The sequence below is a fragment of the Sporosarcina sp. resist genome, assembly GCF_014302295.1.
Taxonomy (GTDB): domain Bacteria; phylum Bacillota; class Bacilli; order Bacillales_A; family Planococcaceae; genus Sporosarcina; species Sporosarcina psychrophila.
The window spans coordinates 3,564,522-3,581,354 of sequence record NZ_CP060287.1; the positions used below are offsets into that span (position 1 = coordinate 3,564,522).

Annotated in this window: 17 protein-coding genes; 4 read left to right on the forward strand and 13 right to left on the reverse strand. The window is 39.4% G+C overall.

Annotated features, from left to right (window positions below; translation table 11 throughout):
* Nucleotides 1-2 precede the first annotated feature (2 nt).
* Nucleotides 3-620, reverse strand: coding sequence for a guanylate kinase (gene gmk, locus H7992_RS17455; RefSeq protein ID WP_067211363.1), 618 nt, complete (start codon nt 618-620; stop codon nt 3-5).
* Between the two features lie 157 nt (nt 621-777).
* Between gmk and H7992_RS17460 the strand changes: the two genes are divergently transcribed.
* A complete protein-coding gene (locus tag H7992_RS17460) occupies nt 778-2,469 on the forward strand; it encodes an Rqc2 family fibronectin-binding protein (RefSeq protein WP_067211365.1) in 1,692 nt (563 codons plus the stop codon).
* A gap of 636 nt (nt 2,470-3,105) precedes the next feature.
* On the opposite strand, the gene H7992_RS17465 is transcribed toward H7992_RS17460, so the two are convergent.
* Entirely contained in the window at nt 3,106-3,759 is a 654-nt protein-coding gene (locus tag H7992_RS17465; protein WP_187045428.1) for an XRE family transcriptional regulator, read from the reverse strand.
* Nucleotides 3,760-3,915: 156 nt separating this feature from the next.
* On the opposite strand from H7992_RS17465, the gene H7992_RS17470 reads away from it, so the two are divergent.
* A complete protein-coding gene (locus tag H7992_RS17470) occupies nt 3,916-4,176 on the forward strand; it encodes a helix-turn-helix transcriptional regulator (RefSeq protein WP_067211370.1) in 261 nt (86 codons plus the stop codon).
* 725 nt (nt 4,177-4,901) lie between these two features.
* Here the strand turns inward: H7992_RS17470 and H7992_RS17475 are convergent.
* Complete coding sequence (locus tag H7992_RS17475; RefSeq protein ID WP_187045429.1) at nt 4,902-5,132, reverse strand: hypothetical protein; 231 nt, start codon at nt 5,130-5,132, stop codon at nt 4,902-4,904.
* A 609-nt stretch (nt 5,133-5,741) separates the two neighbouring features.
* Between H7992_RS17475 and H7992_RS17480 the strand changes: the two genes are divergently transcribed.
* Together H7992_RS17480 and H7992_RS17485 are read left to right on the forward strand one after the other, a co-directional pair.
* Nucleotides 5,742-6,656 (forward strand): glycine betaine ABC transporter substrate-binding protein, encoded by a 915-nt coding sequence (locus H7992_RS17480; protein WP_187045430.1) that lies wholly within the window; start codon nt 5,742-5,744, stop codon nt 6,654-6,656.
* Between the two features lie 144 nt (nt 6,657-6,800).
* Nucleotides 6,801-7,478, forward strand: coding sequence for an MOSC domain-containing protein (locus tag H7992_RS17485; protein WP_187045431.1), 678 nt, complete (start codon nt 6,801-6,803; stop codon nt 7,476-7,478).
* Between the two features lie 704 nt (nt 7,479-8,182).
* Here H7992_RS17485 and H7992_RS17490 read toward each other — a convergent pair.
* The 10 genes from H7992_RS17490 to pyrE all read right to left on the reverse strand — a co-directional run bounded on the left by H7992_RS17490 (nt 8,183) and on the right by pyrE (nt 16,833).
* Complete coding sequence (locus tag H7992_RS17490) at nt 8,183-8,902, reverse strand: KDGP aldolase (protein ID WP_067211384.1); 720 nt, start codon at nt 8,900-8,902, stop codon at nt 8,183-8,185.
* The gene (locus tag H7992_RS17495; RefSeq protein ID WP_187045432.1) at nt 8,902-10,011 is read right to left on the reverse strand and encodes a DgaE family pyridoxal phosphate-dependent ammonia lyase; all 1,110 of its coding nucleotides are present in this window, start codon (nt 10,009-10,011) and stop codon (nt 8,902-8,904) included. The genes H7992_RS17490 and H7992_RS17495 overlap by 1 nt, the downstream gene beginning before the upstream one ends.
* A 10-nt stretch (nt 10,012-10,021) precedes the next feature.
* The gene (locus tag H7992_RS17500; RefSeq protein ID WP_067214019.1) at nt 10,022-10,657 is read right to left on the reverse strand and encodes a DUF4310 family protein; all 636 of its coding nucleotides are present in this window, start codon (nt 10,655-10,657) and stop codon (nt 10,022-10,024) included.
* Nucleotides 10,658-10,681: 24 nt separating this feature from the next.
* Entirely contained in the window at nt 10,682-11,467 is a 786-nt protein-coding gene (locus tag H7992_RS17505) for a DUF4311 domain-containing protein (RefSeq protein ID WP_067211390.1), read from the reverse strand.
* A 13-nt stretch (nt 11,468-11,480) separates the two neighbouring features.
* The gene (locus tag H7992_RS17510; protein ID WP_082786640.1) at nt 11,481-11,831 is read right to left on the reverse strand and encodes a DUF4312 family protein; all 351 of its coding nucleotides are present in this window, start codon (nt 11,829-11,831) and stop codon (nt 11,481-11,483) included.
* Between the two features lie 4 nt (nt 11,832-11,835).
* Nucleotides 11,836-12,195, reverse strand: a complete 360-nt coding sequence (locus H7992_RS17515) for an SFCGS family glycine-rich protein (RefSeq protein WP_187045433.1) — start codon at nt 12,193-12,195, stop codon at nt 11,836-11,838.
* Nucleotides 12,196-12,213: 18 nt separating this feature from the next.
* Nucleotides 12,214-12,552, reverse strand: coding sequence for a PRD domain-containing protein (locus tag H7992_RS17520; protein ID WP_067211395.1), 339 nt, complete (start codon nt 12,550-12,552; stop codon nt 12,214-12,216).
* Nucleotides 12,509-13,663 carry an amidohydrolase/deacetylase family metallohydrolase gene (locus tag H7992_RS17525; protein WP_187045434.1) on the reverse strand — a complete coding sequence of 385 codons (1,155 nt, stop codon included), beginning with the start codon at nt 13,661-13,663 and terminating at the stop codon, nt 12,509-12,511. The genes H7992_RS17520 and H7992_RS17525 overlap by 44 nt, the downstream gene beginning before the upstream one ends.
* Nucleotides 13,664-13,677: 14 nt before the next feature.
* Nucleotides 13,678-15,498 (reverse strand): BglG family transcription antiterminator, encoded by a 1,821-nt coding sequence (locus H7992_RS17530; protein ID WP_187045435.1) that lies wholly within the window; start codon nt 15,496-15,498, stop codon nt 13,678-13,680.
* 705 nt (nt 15,499-16,203) lie between these two features.
* Nucleotides 16,204-16,833: an orotate phosphoribosyltransferase gene (pyrE, locus tag H7992_RS17535; RefSeq protein ID WP_187045436.1), complete on the reverse strand. Its 630-nt coding sequence runs from the start codon at nt 16,831-16,833 to the stop codon at nt 16,204-16,206.

Consider the following 16,833-nt stretch of genomic DNA (forward strand, 5'->3'; position numbering starts at 1 on the left):
GATTATTCCCCTTTCAGCATACCTAGATAGATTTTTTCTACACGTTCTCTGCGGCAATGTTCGGCAGTGACAATGGCATTGATGCGATCGCAAGCGTTTGTCACTTCGTCGTTTTCTACGACATAATCGTACAAGTTCATCATTTCAAGTTCTTCACGCGCTTTCAAAATACGTGTTGCAATGACATCCGCTTCTTCAGTACCTCTTCCTACAAGTCTGTCTTCGAGTTCAGATAAACTTGGCGGTGCAAGGAAAATGAATAATCCGTCTGGAACTTTGGCACGCACTTGTGCCGCTCCGACAACCTCGATTTCGAGGAATACGTCTCTCCCAGCGTCAAGCGTTGCATTAACATAATCAAGCGGAGTACCGTAATAATTGCCTACGTATTCAGCATATTCAAGAAGTCTATCTTCTTCAACCAACTGTTCGAATTCAGCCCGCGATTTGAAAAAATAATCGGAGCCATCCACTTCACCTTCGCGTGGACTTCTCGTCGTCATTGAAATCGAGTATTCATAATTCGTATCAGGTTGTGTAAAAAGCTCTTTTCGAACCGTCCCTTTGCCCACACCCGAAGGTCCAGATAGAACAATTAGAAGCCCACGTTGTTTGTACATGCAATCCCTCTTCTTATCTAATCTAATTTTACAGTGGAGCTTCAGCACAATCATGCCGGCTCCGATCGTTATCGATCGAAACAATCTGTTCATATTATACCATATATGCTTGTTGTAGTGCTAAAATAGGGAAAAACGATTTGAAAGAGGAATCCTAATGGCATTTGATGGTTTATTCACAACGGCTATGGTGCAGGAGCTACAAGTCTTGAAAAATGGACGTATCTCCAAAATCCATCAGCCGAACGCACAAGAAGTCGTATTTCTAATCCGTGCAGACGGTAAAAATCAAAAACTACTTATTTCAATTCACTCGGCGTATTCACGTATTCAGTTGACAGAAGAAGCGATTACAAATCCTTCTGAACCGCCTATGTTTTGCATGGTTCTTCGTAAACACTTAGAAGGTGGGTCGATTACTTCCATCGGCCAATTCGGGACGGATAGGATTATCACGATTGACGTGAAGGCGAAAAATGAAATTGGTGATGATATTAACAGACGATTGTATGTCGAAATCATGGGCAGGCACAGTAACTTGCTGCTTGTAGATCCCGACCGCGACATCATCGTTGATAGTATGAAACACTTGCCACCATCGGTAAATAGTTACCGAACAATATTACCGGGTCAACCTTTCATACCAGCTCCTCCGCAGGATAAAACAGATCCATTTGCGGTAACTGAAGAACAATTTAACGGGTTGCTACCAGAGTTAGAAAGTGCCCGTGAAGTTGTCCAACGATTTTCAGGCTTTTCACCAGTTAATGCGGAGGAATTATTATACCGCTTAAAAAATGCTCCAGAAGCGAATAAATTCATCGTTTTCACATCACTCCTTGGATCATTCAAAGGAATAGCTAGCACACCAAATATTTCGGAAATTGGTACAAAAACCGTATTTTCAGCGACAGCGCTAACACATTCCGATAAGACGATTGCGGAATACAAGACGCTGGGTGATTTGCTGGATAAAGTGTATTTCGCTCGTGCTGAAAGAGAACGTGTGAAGTCACAAGCCGCGGACTTAGAGCGTTGGCTCGACAATGAAGTTGCTAAACTGAATTTGAAAGTGAAGAAACTCGTAAAAGAAAGAGAAGCCGCTGGAAAGCTAGATACATTCCAACTTTATGGAGAATTACTTACTGCCAATAGTTATGCCATTGAAAAAGGTGCAACGGAAGCAATTGTCGCCAACTATTACGAGGAAGGGACAACTGTAACCATACCGCTTGATCCTAGAAAATCACCAATTGATAACGCGCAACGGTTTTATTCTAGGTATTCCAAAGCGAAAACAGCACTTATCATGATTGCTGAACAGCTTGAAAAAACGGCAGAAGATATCGCCTACTTTGAAATGATTAAACAGCAAGTGTTACAAGCATCCCCTATAGACATCGCAGAAATACGTGAAGAGTTGGCGGAACTTGGTTTTCTGAAGGCCCGCAAGTCGAAAAAGAAACTGAAACCGAAAAAACCAGTACCTGAAACATATGTATCATCTACTGGTGTGAAAATTTCAGTGGGCAAGAACAATAAGCAAAATGACTATTTAACATTTAAAATTGCATCCCGGGAACAAACTTGGCTCCATACTAAGGATATCCCTGGATCACACGTTGTCATACACGAGGCGGATCCAGACGAAGAGACAATTCGTGAAGCGGCTATCCTTTCTGCTTATTTCAGCAAAGCCCGCGGATCATCAGCAGTACCTGTTGACTACACAGAAGTCAGGCATGTGAAAAAGCCGAACGGATCTAAGCCTGGATTTGTTATTTATTTTGAACAAAGGACTATATTAGTTACGCCAGATGAGGATATTGTTATGAAACTACGAAAATAACTTCTAACGGCACCTCTTGCTTAAAATCCAGCAGACTTCTGTTGATTAACCATTTATTCACATGAAATACGGGTGAGTAAGGCTTTGGAAAACCCGTTTTCACTGGATCATTTTCGGTTCGATTTCGGCGAACTAATCACGACACTCTTAACTAGAGACATGTGTGGCTAGTTGCCTGTCGCGTCCCTACAATAGTTCGAGCGAAAAATGCGGTTATGCTTGAAAGAAACGAATAGATGACTTTCTATAGAGAGTGTAAGTGCCCGAAGATGCAATTTCGGGCACTCTAGTACTTTGTACAATGCATTCCTTGCTTACCTTTAGCAAAGAGTATACATGTAATCATGTGATACCTTATAGAAAGCGGCACTTCTTTACTAGTAAAAAGAGAAACCCTAAAGAATGTTTCAGCCGCCAAAATTGTATCTTTGGCGGCTTTTATCCAGGTAGATGCCCCTCTAATATAAAATGCTATTCCACATGGATATCATAATTGTGGAATAGCATTTTTTTGTTTCAAGAAAGTTATTTCAACTTTTTATTATACCCAAATTAAGTAAGTATACGTTTTTCAACATTATGTATTTTCTAGTCTCCAGCACTTTTCTAGTATTCTTTTAAAAAATTGCATCCACACTAAACGGATACACCATACCAAATTATTTTAGCAATTATCTCTAAGCCACTCTCCGCTTTGAAAGGGACTATACAATCATGAAAGCTTTTATTTGTTGATTCCGGACTCAATACAATCACTTGTTGCTGTTCAATTCTTCTATAGCGCCTGACGGCATATTCATTCCCAAAACAGTAAACGGCTATATCACCATTTTCCAGTTTATCTCGTCCAATTTGTAAAGCAACGATGGGAGACCCATCAGGAAATAACAAATTCATACTTTCTCCATTTACTTTAAATGCTATTAGATCTTCGTCTTTCGAGTGCTCCCCTAAGAAACTGACAGGTAGCTTTATAAATTCAATCTCATCACATTCGATACCATCTGTAAGTGAGAGAACACCTGCCGAAATGCTTGGTAAGCACGGAATATTTACCGTCTCTGCAATAGGATAAGCGTTTTCTTTAAAGAAATATTCCATTGGGACGTCAAAGTAATGCGCCAATTGTTGTAAAGCTCCAGCCCTTGGAAATTTATTTCCCTTTTCCCATTCTGAGATTGTTGCTTGGCTCATCCCAATCGCTTCGGCAAGTTCCACCATCGTTATTTTATTTCTTTCCCTCAATCGCTTCAAACGTCTGGAAAATAAGCCTTGTACCAGATTGGTCATGAATAGAACCTCCATTTACTTCTCATACTGATTGTACATCATTTCGGAAGTAATCTGTTTTAATACAAAAAAAGCATGTGGTAACTATCCCCATGCAAGTTCTCTTGTTATATCACTTTTAGTAATATATAATTATGTGAATAAGGGGTGAATTATGTGATATCTGAAAATGGAGTGCCATTTTACCTCATCCAAACACTTCATTCTTTACGATTGAAATATGGGATGAATTCTATTGATCTCGCCGAAAGAATAGGAGTCAGCCTAACTACATACGAAGAGTGGGAAAAAGATTCTTCTGCCATCTCGTTTAATCATATGTTGAAGCTAGAAGAAGTATTTCAAATGCCCTCGAAGTATATTTATTTCGGTAAAGATATAACTTTAAGTAATCCTGAGAGAACGAATAGAAAGTAAAGCAAATTATATTACCAACTGTAACATATTCCATTGTCCTATGTTCAAAGATAACTGTAAAAGAAGTTACTTTATACTAGTTTTCATTGAATACAAAAATCGTTACACATTTCAGAGAGGTGTTGTTCTGATAGGATGACCAATTTAGATTCTACACTTGACATTGAGTTAGTCATTTCAAAAATTTCGTCCGACCAATCAAAGTCGTTTCAAACGACTTTAAAGGATTTCCAGACGTTATTAAATGAAGATAAATTAGAAGATTCTATTCTGAAAAATGTCTCCTCTATTTATTATGTATTAGAAAAATTACATAAAGAAAAGAAAATTCATAGACGAGAATTCAACCAACGTACTAAATCCTTAATTAATATTATCCTACTTGCGAAAGATATAAACGCAAATAATATACGTATAAGTAAGTCTTGAATTGCCAAGACTTGCTATCAGTATAGAACAATGCTTTTAATTAATCTAGATGAAGTCTTAGTTATAGATCTATGTAAAAGATGCTATTCCACGATGGTGACATCCATCACGGAATAGCATCTTTTATATTATAGACGACTACTTTTCGGCACGACTATTGATTAACCATTTTCTTACACGAATCACCTATAAGAAAAACATACAAGTCTACATTTGCACTTGTACATTTCTGACTAACCTTGGTTAATCAACACATATTTTTTCTGGGGTAATCCCCCATAAGAACTCACACCAATTTACTCTGGTGCTTTTTCACTTTTATCGATTCGGTTGTAATCAGACAGTTGAATCACTCGAACATCGCGGGTATTCAACTCGTGGTAAATCCCTCTGCTATCCCGGAACGAAATGTAGCGATCTCGCTCGCTTTGGATTAGTTCTTCTGCTCTTTCTTGGGACTCCATATAAATAAACCTTCTGATATAATGCTCTTCATCAAAAAAGTAAGTTATTTTGAATTCTTTCATGCCATAAACTTCCTGAAATGCGTAAGCGCTCTAGTTCTCTAATGGCCACATCATTCTTCCGTTAATATTCTCCTTTCATTCTAAAAACTCAGCCTATCCATTTCCTTTCGCACCTATTCTTCAACCTCAGAAAGGCAATCTTCAAAAAAGTGTACACAAAACTATGTTACACTTAATTTGGGTACTAAATGGCTGATGATAAACAATCCAGATCATTAGGGAAGGTCAGCACTTACGTTTATCTGCGGTCTATACATATTTCTATTTTTCGGGGAGGGTTATCACTTACTATAAATAGACCTATTACAAAGCAGTATAAACTGCCTGATATGAGAGGAGTTATAGATTTATCGGACATGAAATGCGGGCTTATATGACAGTAATTAAATTGAATGAAGCAAACATCATCAGACTCTAGTAAAATTCCCCATATACTAGCGAATTCTTTATCCTATGCTTTTATAAAGAATTGCTTTCTCTGTCATTCTTCTTTAATGAGGGCGTAACGCCCCCCACTTCTGGCTATTCATACATATATCCATTGTGCTTATTTATGCCCTATTCATTTTTAATCCGGATAATCGGAAAAATTGAGGAGGAACTAAGAACATGACACTTTTAAAAAAGATAACTGGATTTGGAACAGCTGCACTTTTGGCATTCGGACTTGCAGCATGCAACAGTGATGATGCAAAAAACGACGATGAGCAAACATCAGGAACAAAAACAACGGCCGGTGACTCTGTTGACCACACAATTACAGGGATTGATCCCGGTTCAGGACATATGGAATTAACGGCGAGAGCACTTAAAGAATATGATCTGACAGATTGGAATCTCACTTCGGGCTCTGGTGCCGCGATGACAGCTGCTTTGAAAAGAGCTTATGATAAAGAAGAACCAATTATCATAACAGCTTGGAGTCCGCACTGGATGTTTCTAAAATTCGACTTAAAATATTTAGAGGATCCTAAACTAGTCTATGGTGATTCTGAAGAAATTCATTCAATTACTCGAATGGGAATGAAAGATGACTTCCCTGAAGCTTACACGATTTTCCAACGCTTCAACTGGGACATAGAGGATATGAGCGAAATTATGGTCGCGATTGAAGATGGGGTAAAGCCTGAAGAAGCAGCCCAAACATGGATTGACGACAATCAAGACAAAGTAGCAGAGTGGACAGATGGCGTGGCTAACGTGGATGGAGATACCCTCAAGCTCGTCTATGCGCCCTGGGATAGTGAAATCGCAAGTCATAATATGATGAAACTTGTTCTTGAAGATAAGGGTTATAAAGTCGAATTATCGATGGTAGAACCAGGTCCAATGTTCTCAGCTATCGCTGATGGAAGTGCAGATGCAACATTCGCTGCTTGGTTACCTATCACCCACAAAACCTATCTAGATAAATTTGATGGTAAATTCGAAGATGTTGGTATTAATATGGTGAACGTCAAACAGGGACTAGCTGTACCAACCTATATGGAAGATATCAATTCCATTGATGATTTAAAGAAATAATTCCAGAAAAACAGCCCATTGCTTTTAGCGATGGGCTGTTTTCATAAAATGTTTTGACAACTGATTTTTGCTGTGGTTTGATTGTAGAATAGATGGGCAATTAAACTTGTTTTCACTCCTTATAGAAAGTAGGTATATACCTAAATGACAACTTTTAGTGCTGAATTAAAAAACTTATCAATCGGATTACCGAAAAAAATGAAATATGGTACTGATAAAGAAATGGATACTGGCATCTGCAAAGAAACGATTGAGGAGGTCTTTTTAACAAAAGATGGCTTTAGAGGAGATGGTGTAGCAGACCTTCGACATCATGGGGGGCTTGACCGCGCAGTTTGTGTCTATCCGCATGAGCATTATTCGCTCTGGGAACAGGAGTTTAACAAGCCCCTACCAAGTTCGGCTTTCGGGGAGAATATAACAGTCACCAATATGTTGGAGCAAAACGTTCATACTGGTGACATTTTCCGTCTTGGAGATGCTGTTATTCAAATAACGCAAGGCAGAATTCCATGTAGCACGATTACAAAGAGAACCGATATGCCTCCCCTTCTTAAAAGAATGGTGGAAACCGGGTTCACAGGTTATTTATGTCGTGTTTTAGAAGAAGGCTCTGTACGAAAAGATTCGACAATTACATTAGTAGAATCTCATCCAAAACAAGTGTCCATCCTTTTTGCGAACCAGATTTATTTTCATCATCCAAAGGATATTGAAGGCATCAAAAAAGTGTTGGACGTTCAAGAATTGGCACACGATTGGCGTGAGCGATTGACCAAACGATTGGAGCAATTAACAAATCCATATATGTTGAACAAATGAATACGGCGTATGCGCTTTACAAGGGCTTTTGAAAGGCCACTGAAAAAGCCCTTGTAATTGGAATGAATTAGGATTCCCACTAATACCGCTTCGACGCTTTGTGGATGCCTCCCGCGATAAGCCAGAAAGAAGACCACTTGGGAGGGATTGAACTGTATCCCTCCTTGTTCTTATCGCTCCGGCTACCACGAAGACGCGCCTGCGCTAGATTGTCTATGTGAGAAAGAGCTTTTCATTATCTACGATGAAATCTGCAACCTAGAGTGTGTCTTTCTTGAATAGAATTAGTATCAAAAAGTAATCACATTATAATCTCTGCATATAAATCTCAAAATCACATTTCTCTCGATAATGAACAACCTAGCGCAGGCGTGGAAAAGGGGTCGTCGAAGCTGTAAGGCATTCCCAAAGCGCTAAGCGTTCTACAATCCACCCCCCGAATTAATACTCTCTCCTTATTGAGCGCCACAGTAAATTTAGTGGGATTCTTTAATTCAATATATATAGTCTAAAATTTTTTGCATATTCTTATATAGGTTACTAGCAAAACAGCTATTCCACTTGGATTTCACCAACGTGGAATAGCTGTTTTTCATTTCATTAATCCAACTCTTAATTCTCCATGTCAATCAAATAATTTTCTGATTGCTTCTTCAGTGTTCTCGACCAGTCTAGTAGAGAGACTCGGATTGATGCCGGCATTGTCACCAAGTCATCTCAATCAATTGCTTCATCGCAGAAGGTTTGGTATCGCCAGTTTCTTTATCGATTATAGATGTGTATAAATGTGGAATTACGGTTTCTGCACCATTGTCCAGACATGTTTGTACGATTACATGGACGTTGTCTAACGTAATACCACCTGTTGGTTCAATGATTTTAATGCCCGCTTTTACTGCTGCTTGCGTCATTGCTGCTAATTCCTCAAGACCCTTTTCACCTTCGATTGGATATAATTTGATAGAAGGAATCCCGAGCTCAGCAATCATAGCTGCCACAAGTTCACATGATACCTTCTCTCGGTATGCCGAACTAGCTGGACCCGTGGAAATATACACTTGACCAGGCATGCCAGTTGGTTCGACCAAAGAGTTGATCACGGGAACATTTTCTGTAGTTTGTTCCATTCTTCCAAGCGTATAACCCGATGCCGGGAATACTTGGTTAATATGATCTGGTAAAGTTGCCACAGATACATTCGCAACTTTTCTCCACATATTAGGATCACCCGCACCTAATCCCACTGAAACACGGATATTATTATCCTTGAATTCTTTTACTAACTCGATAGCAGCCTCTTCTGTCGGGAAGTTCTTGACCATGACTCCTACTAATACGCGATCACCCGCAATTTCCACAAGCTCCAGTGCATTATTCAAATCCTTGGCTAGCACGTTAAAAACGACTTGATGTTTAAATGACATTATTCCACTCCTTGAGCTAGAACTAGTTTGATTGTTTTTACTATGATATCTTCTTGCCCTTTAAGCAAGGGTCTTGGATCGACAGATAATATTCCGATGTTCACATAATGATGGCGTAAAAAAATAGCCGGATTTCCTGACTCGAGTGCGTGTAGCAAATCCTCTGCATCCATGCCCGCTTCTTTACTATCCACTTCAATAGTTGCACGGTAAATATCCCTGCCTGCTTCATCCTGTTTGACTGAGCATGTCAATCCAGAAACACCATTTAAATCATTACAGAGTTTCTTCATTCTACTAAGCTGCCCCTCTACATCTGTAGCTTTACCGGCATATTGCTTAAGTGCTACGATCAAACCGGCCATTCCTTCTTTTCCAATTTTCATCGGACGACCAATTCCTTTATATTGCTTCCGGCATGCTTCCATTAATTCTTTTCTCCCACAAATGAATCCTGATGTTGGCCCTTCCAATGCTTTACCACCACTATATATCACGATGTCTGCACCCATCGCAATATATAGTTTGAAATCCTCTTCAGCTGCAGCATCGATAATAAATGGAATGTGATGCTTCTTCGCAATTTCTATCATAGTTTCAATTGGTTGCATCCCTTTTTGAATAGCATGATGAGATTTAATGTACATCAGTGCAGCAGTATTTTCATTGATTGCTTCCTCAATATGCTGTGCTTCCACTTTGTTTGCTTGACCGACTTCAACCACCTGCCCGCCGCCCAAACTGATCATTTGTGCAATGCTGGCCCCAAAATGAATTTGCTGTCCTTTTTGAACGATGACTTGGTTTTTCAACCCATCTGAATTTGGTAGTCTTTCAATATGTGTCAGATTTTTACCCGCGATAACGGCTGCAGTACTAATCGCAATCCCAGCCGCTGCACCGCTCGTTGGACAGCCATCCTCAGCACCTGTTACTTCAGCAATAACAGTCCCTGTAAGCTCCATGATTTCATCAATGTCTACATAATCTTGAGAGGCTTCTTTAAGTGTTTGCGCAACTTCCTCACTTACGGCTGATGCACCAAGAGCTGTCATTTTTCCGCTTGCATTAATAACTTGTTTTAATCCTAATCGCTTAAAAACACTCATCTTGTTCACCTCAGTCTAATGGTATTGGGAAAAATGCCCCTAAAAGCATTGCTCCTAAAATTGCTCCGCCTACAATAGGCTTCTTTCCCGCGTAAAAAATTGCTGCTCCAACAACGGCACCAACACCAATTGGAATAGATGCAGATGCAGCGGAAATGATAATCAATGGTCCTAAGAATCTTCCTGAAGCATTCCCCGCTCCCATCATGACATCTGCTCCAAAAGTGGAGTTAGATTGCCCTACTGTAAGTTTACGAACCATAATGACAACATACCCGATTGCAAGCCCTAAAATAGCGCCAGTAAGCAAAGCTAACCCAAAATTTTCAATTGGTGCGGTAATTCCGGAAGCCAGAAGTAATGCAGGTACACCAATTCCAAGTCCCGTTTGAATTGCACCACCTATATCTAAAATCCCAACAAGCGAACCCTCCAAAATGCGTGCAAATAGAAAACTTGCCCCAAATGCTGCCGCTACACCATAGCCACCACCTTGCATTCCTACTTCAAGCATCGCAACAATCGCAACATCATTAAACGCCCCAATTTTATAAACGTAGTACATATGGGTGCCCGCAAATACTCCGGATGACAATAGGGCTACAAAAATCGGAAATGACCAATCGGCATACCAAAAACTTTTCATATTAATTTCATTGTTATCCCCCACTTACTTCACCTCATATCCAATTAGTTTGTGTAGATTGATTAACCATTCAGGCGCTTCAAGATTAAATCCTTGAAGGAACTGAATATCGAATCCACGGAAAAACCCACTAAATATAAACAATAAAATTACAGAAACCATAAGTGTCTTTGTAACTTTATTCCAACCACCGTCATCTACGCCTTTTCCGATTAAAATTCCCAGCACGACACCAGGCACGGCATTTCCCATGACCATATGTGCAGCTCCGCCGAAAATCGTTCCCCAGATTCCCGATCGCTTACCAGAATCCAAAGCTGCCAACCAGAAGATAACCGGCATGACAGGATTGATGAGCAAATTTGCTGCTGGAACCAATACTTTTAACGCAATTGCTTGCAATGACTCTGGAATTGCAGAGGCCGTCGAATTCAAGAATGTTACAACAAGTACCCCGATAATTGCTCCTGCAATTGCCATTTTCTTTGGATTATGCAGTGTATCTTCTGGACGTTTTCCTTTTCTCATTAACACAGCTGCCGCCCAGTTTGGAATAATCCGATGGTCGACGTCTTGCGTGAATGCACCAGCGCCTACAGAAGATGCCCATGCATTAAAGAAGAATCCTAAACCGAATGAAAAGTGTGATGCTGCGTCCCCTGCACAAGCATTTAACTCTCCCAACGTTCGAAATGCGCCCATTCCTTGTGATTTGGGAGCGTGAAACATCCGAGCCGCACCGGCGCCTACGCCGAAACCTACAAATCCTCCAATGATGATAGACTTAAAAATAATCGTAAGTAATTCCATAGTTTATCCCCCTTTATTTCAAGAAATTATTACCCATGATTTGACCCTTCAAACTGTTTCCTTGTTCAACTGTTTCAAATCGAATTTCTTCTACATCCAACAGGAATAATTCCACATCTACATCTAGCACAACCCTGTATTTACTTCTTTTGCGTGGTGCAAAAACGAATAAAAAGCGCTCAATATACGACGTTTCCATCGCTTCTACTACATCAACATTTACAGGCTCAATCCGAATAATCATATTTCCCTTATAGTCTTTCATTACTTTTTTCTGAATATTCCCTAGTGCCGTATTCAGTGCCCTTTCTTTCGAATCCCCTTTGCCCTCAATACGGACCTTTGTTTCAATAATTTTTTTCATGAAATCAGCTCCTTAGTTTTATGAATTCTTCTGTAAGTCTTCTTCCCAATTCTTCCGAATCATTAAAGCCAAAACCAAGAACTGTTTTTCCCTCTCTTAACGCTGTTAGTCCTTCTTCAACGGAAAGCATGCCATAGCGTGCTGGATATCCATATTTTGACTGCGCCGTAATAGCCCCTGCTCCCCCACTACCACAAAAAGAGATACCCATATCCGCCTTCACTTCATTCATCATATCGCCCAGTTTCATATCGGCAGCCATTCCACTGATAACGATTGCCTTGCCCCCTGCTGCCTCCACGCCTTTTCCTACATTTTGCCCTTTTCCTAAACGATCGCCAATCACAACAATAATTTCACTCATAACTTATTCCCCCTATTTTCAATTTAATTTTGCAGATTCAAAGTGGATTGATAAAAGATACTTTTCATCATCATGCAAATTGCTAAGTTGTTTGCAAATGTCACTTGCCATTCCAATGGAATCTTGTGTAACCTCACTAAATATTTCTTTTTCAAGCGCTGGAATCGCTTCCATATTTATTGAGCGATAAACCATACCGGAAATGTGTGAAACAAATGAAAGCCACTGCGTTTCTGTCATAATAATTTTTTTAGTCGTTAAAACTTTTTTTGAATAAGTTAATACTTCTATACATAACTCTGAATTCCCGCTTTTATTGATTATCTCGCGCTCTTTTGGAATTTGTTGATTCATCATGGTACACTACCTTCCCATTTCTCAATACCATATATGGTTTAAGTATTTGCTTTGCTTCTAGTTCTACTCCCTCTGAATCTATTAAGATCGTTCGTTGTTTAATAATCTTGAAAATCGTAATATCGGCTTTGGTTCCTAGTGCTAGCGTACCTATATCACTTGCCCCAAGTGCATTTGCTGCTCCCAATGTGACCGACTTCACTACTTCAATTAAAGGGATTCCAAGTTCCAATAGCTTGGTCATCGTAGTCATCAAGCTACAAACAGGGCTTTGATAGTTTTTAATATATATATCGGTACTGGTCGTAAACGAATCGTCATATTGCTCTCTGAATTTCATCATAGTTTCATAGCTAAAGCTAGAGGTACCATGTCCGACATCGAATAATACGCCCCTCTTTAAAGCATCCAACGCTTCTGGAATTAGTTCACCTTCTGCATTCATAATCCCATGTTTTTTTCCATGAAATGCATGTGTCACGATGTCTCCTTTACTTAAGAGAGGGAAAATGTCTTGTAAATTGGGAGGTGGGTTCCCAATGTGGACCATGATTGGAACACTTAAACGGTCCGCTAGCATACGCGCATGTTGAAGAGGTTTAATCCCACTATTTTTAACAACACTCCCACTCATTCTTGCCTTCAATCCAACAATGCTTGGTTCCTTTTTAAAAATTTCTTCTGCTTCTTCTATACTCATTAAATCTTCCATATTTGCAAGTTCAGCAAGACCGCTAGTTAAGCCCTTTCTCGCAATATTAAGGAATGAAAGAACCTTCGTTTGACTAGGTTCAACCACCTTCTCCTTAAAAGCCGCATAATCTGAATATCCGGCACTACCTGCATCGACTACTGTTGTAACGCCTTGCTCAATGCCCACTAAATCAGCATCGATCCCAAGTTCGGTGTGTCCAGTAAAAATATGAACATGCATATCGATGAAGCCTGGTGAAACATAGCATCCTTCGGCATTGATATATGTTACATTTGCAGAACTACTATCTTGTGGCTCCACGAGTAATCCATTTCGTACTGCAATTTCCTTTATTTCAATCGTGTCTTGTTGAGGATCAATGACATAACCATTTTTTATGATGATTTCTTCTGGCACAAAAACACCCCCAGCTATTTTAAATAATGCAGGATTGCAATGATTTCAGCTTTGTGTGTTTGCAAATCATGCACATCTAAAATTTCTTTGATCTTTTGAATATCCTCTTTGTCATAAGAATGATTGCTAGAACTTGAATAATTGTCGTATTGTTTATCGAAATAAAAGCGATGAACCATTAAAAAAATATGCAGCATGAGTGCCTGCTTCTTGGTAACTCCTATTTCATCGGTAAAAGCTAACTGGATTTCTTGATTAATCTCAAAACCCTTTAAGATAATTTCTTGACTGATGAATTCAGTATCTTGACTACCGATTGTTTCCTCGGTACTTTCCAACAAGTTATTAAATTGAAAGTTTTTATAACGCAGTAACTCCTGCACCTTACGTTTGATGGTTTCGATATCCCTTTTACTTGGCAGCGGGTCCACAATTACTAACGGAAGATCTGTTTCAATTGGAAAGACACTAATAATGAAATCGACTTTTTGCTGGATGCAAATTTCATCCACTTCCATAATCGAACAATTTTTAACGATTTCAATATCATAAATTTCTCTTTCGACTCGATTTTTAATAAGACGCGCCACGCCTCTTCCAGTAGAACAAACATATAAAGTACGAATTTTACCTTTTTGATTAAACTTCTTTTCAAAAGAGACAATGAAATGGAGCACGATTAACGATATAAAAGAATCCGGCACTGAAATTTTTAGAGGCGCAAGGTATATTTGGCACGCTTTTCTGATAGTTGAGAATAGAACTGAATAGTTTTTCTTTAATTCTTTGGTGAATGGATTAATTTCTGTGAAATTGATTTCCCCTTTTTGAAAACGTAGAGAAAGGTGAGCAAAAAGATTATTATATAGTTTTGGATCCTTATGATAATGAATCCCTTGTATATCACTGACATATTGGATTATTTCTTTTGTGACCTTGACGATGTCGATTTGATTAAGCGTGTTATCCCTATCTCCTGTAATATAGCGGTATTCCTCTTCAAACAAAGGATACTGCATTTGTTCATACACCTTCTCCATTAGCTGAACCGTTAAATTAGGATAATCAGCTTTCTTTATAATCCGATAGTCTTTCATCGTAAATCCAGCGTTCATTCGAGTAATCGAGATTGTCATTCTAAACAAAATCCTTAGTACATCTGATTCATGAAGTACGTGTTTAGGTTGAGAAGCAAATAACCGAGCCATCTGCTTCTCAACGATTTTATACAAAGGAAGTATGTCGGCAAATAGCATAGGTCCTTCAATTAATAAATCTCGACAGGTTACGCCACTCATAATTTTATAGATTTCATTATTTGTCAAATCAGCATGGATCAAATGCTCAAACAGCAACCTTAGCGATAGTTCGTCTCCTATTAATTTATAACCCGTTCCGTGCTTTCTTTCTAATTCTATTTTCCAAGGTTGAAGCAATTCATCTATTTGTTTAATATCATTCAAAGATGTATTTCTACTTACATCAAGCCGCTCGGAAAAAGTAGATGCAGTTATGTAGTCAGTGTTCACCAGCATATATAAAACCATTTTCCCTACTCTAGCCTCCTGATTCAGATAGACATCATTTCGCTCAATTTCCGGCAGGGTATGGATGATGGCCAATCGTTTTTCCTCACTACAATCAATCCAAATCCCTTTATTTGACTGTGAAAATAACTCTATCTCCCGGGTATTGAGCCAACCTTTCACATCTTCTAGGTCATATTTAATCATTCGTGTACTCACATTAAATTCTTCTGACAAATCCTTTAGATAGACAGAACCACTAGTTTCTAGAAGCTTCACCAATAACCGAAACGCTCTTATGTTAAGCAATCCCAACACCACCCTATAGTTGTTCGGGTTTCTTCTGTATCTCCGGAGCATTTAGGTTTTTCTATTACAGAAACCGACAATGAAACAAAAGCGCTGAAGTCTAGACGAGGAATCGCTTCTTTTAAATGGTTTCCACAGCGCAAGACTTTATAGCTCTCTAACCAGACACAAAATAATTTCGTTTGATCCGACTCCGGAGAGGGTCTTGAATCAACAATTCTTTACTAACCCAACTTTAAACTTTTTATCAATTCAGTTAAAGACAAAATCCTTTCCACCTAAATAGGGAAGGATTTTGGAGCCTTAGAAAGTCATGCACCTCCAACCTACACAATACTAGCTGCTAAACGTCAAAATCCCCTCATCCGTAACAAACATAAATGATTTCTGTAGTTTGCGCTATTCGCGACAAGCTGTTCTAATCGCGTTAAATGTTAATGGGTACGATAATTAAAAAAAGCTATTCCACATGGATTTCACCGTGGAATAGCTTTTTTGTTGGCTTAGGAAACTATTTAATCATGCATTGTGAGTAAACTGCAACATAGAGATTTCACATCCAAACTCCAGCGCCTAGAGGCTCGGGGTCGACAGGATATGGGTCATGCAGTTCGGGAGGGATTGGACTTCATCCCTCCTTGTTGCCACAGGAAGTGCCGCATTTAGGCAGCATTCATTTATAACAGACGCTTGCCCTTTTGTAGTTTATTTCAACAAACCAGCCTTCAATTTCCCGTGCCACTCAAGTAAACTAGCCATTGACTCTTCATTGATAGCCCCTTTTTCTTGTGCGACTTCAGCAAGTGCACCAAAATCAGTCAGGCTTTTGTAAGTCAGTCCTGCAGATGCGAATGTTTCATCTGCACTTTGCAGTTCATATGTAAAGATAGAAACAATACCAGTCACGTCAATTCCTTCAGAACGCAGTGCTTCTGCCGCATTTAAGCTACTACCGCCCGTTGAGATTAAATCTTCGATAATAACCGCTTTATCAGTATCAAGTATTTTCCCCTCGATTTGACGGCTTCGGCCATGTTCTTTCGCTTTCGAACGGATATACACCATCGGTAATCCAAGAATGTCCGCAACCCAAGCCGCGTGAGGGATTCCAGCTGTAGCCGTACCAGCTATGACAGTTGTTTCAGGATAATTTTCACGAATCAATCCTGCTAGGCCTTCCGCAATCTTTTTCCGTCCAACCGGATCTGACATCGTCAATCGGTTATCGCAGTAGATAGGGGACTCAATGCCTGATGCCCATGTAAACGGTTCTTCAGGACTTAATTCAACTGCACCAACATGTAACAGGATTTCAGCAACTTCTTTTTTCACCAT

What these genes read in the sequence shown, in the direction of transcription:
- gmk (WP_067211363.1), bottom strand. Translation starts at nt 620, where the DNA reads ATGTACAAACAACGTGGGCTTCTAATTGTTCTATCTGGACCTTCGGGT.
- H7992_RS17460 (WP_067211365.1), top strand. Translation starts at nt 778, where the DNA reads ATGGCATTTGATGGTTTATTCACAACGGCTATGGTGCAGGAGCTACAA.
- H7992_RS17465 (WP_187045428.1), bottom strand. Translation starts at nt 3,759, where the DNA reads ATGACCAATCTGGTACAAGGCTTATTTTCCAGACGTTTGAAGCGATTG.
- H7992_RS17475 (WP_187045429.1), bottom strand. Translation starts at nt 5,132, where the DNA reads ATGAAAGAATTCAAAATAACTTACTTTTTTGATGAAGAGCATTATATC.
- H7992_RS17480 (WP_187045430.1), top strand. Translation starts at nt 5,742, where the DNA reads ATGACACTTTTAAAAAAGATAACTGGATTTGGAACAGCTGCACTTTTG.
- H7992_RS17485 (WP_187045431.1), top strand. Translation starts at nt 6,801, where the DNA reads ATGACAACTTTTAGTGCTGAATTAAAAAACTTATCAATCGGATTACCG.
- H7992_RS17490 (WP_067211384.1), bottom strand. Translation starts at nt 8,902, where the DNA reads ATGTCATTTAAACATCAAGTCGTTTTTAACGTGCTAGCCAAGGATTTG.
- H7992_RS17495 (WP_187045432.1), bottom strand. Translation starts at nt 10,011, where the DNA reads ATGAGTGTTTTTAAGCGATTAGGATTAAAACAAGTTATTAATGCAAGC.
- H7992_RS17500 (WP_067214019.1), bottom strand. Translation starts at nt 10,657, where the DNA reads ATGAAAAGTTTTTGGTATGCCGATTGGTCATTTCCGATTTTTGTAGCC.
- H7992_RS17505 (WP_067211390.1), bottom strand. Translation starts at nt 11,467, where the DNA reads ATGGAATTACTTACGATTATTTTTAAGTCTATCATCATTGGAGGATTT.
- H7992_RS17510 (WP_082786640.1), bottom strand. Translation starts at nt 11,831, where the DNA reads ATGAAAAAAATTATTGAAACAAAGGTCCGTATTGAGGGCAAAGGGGAT.
- H7992_RS17515 (WP_187045433.1), bottom strand. Translation starts at nt 12,195, where the DNA reads ATGAGTGAAATTATTGTTGTGATTGGCGATCGTTTAGGAAAAGGGCAA.
- H7992_RS17520 (WP_067211395.1), bottom strand. Translation starts at nt 12,552, where the DNA reads ATGATGAATCAACAAATTCCAAAAGAGCGCGAGATAATCAATAAAAGC.
- pyrE (WP_187045436.1), bottom strand. Translation starts at nt 16,833, where the DNA reads ATGGTGAAAAAAGAAGTTGCTGAAATCCTGTTACATGTTGGTGCAGTT.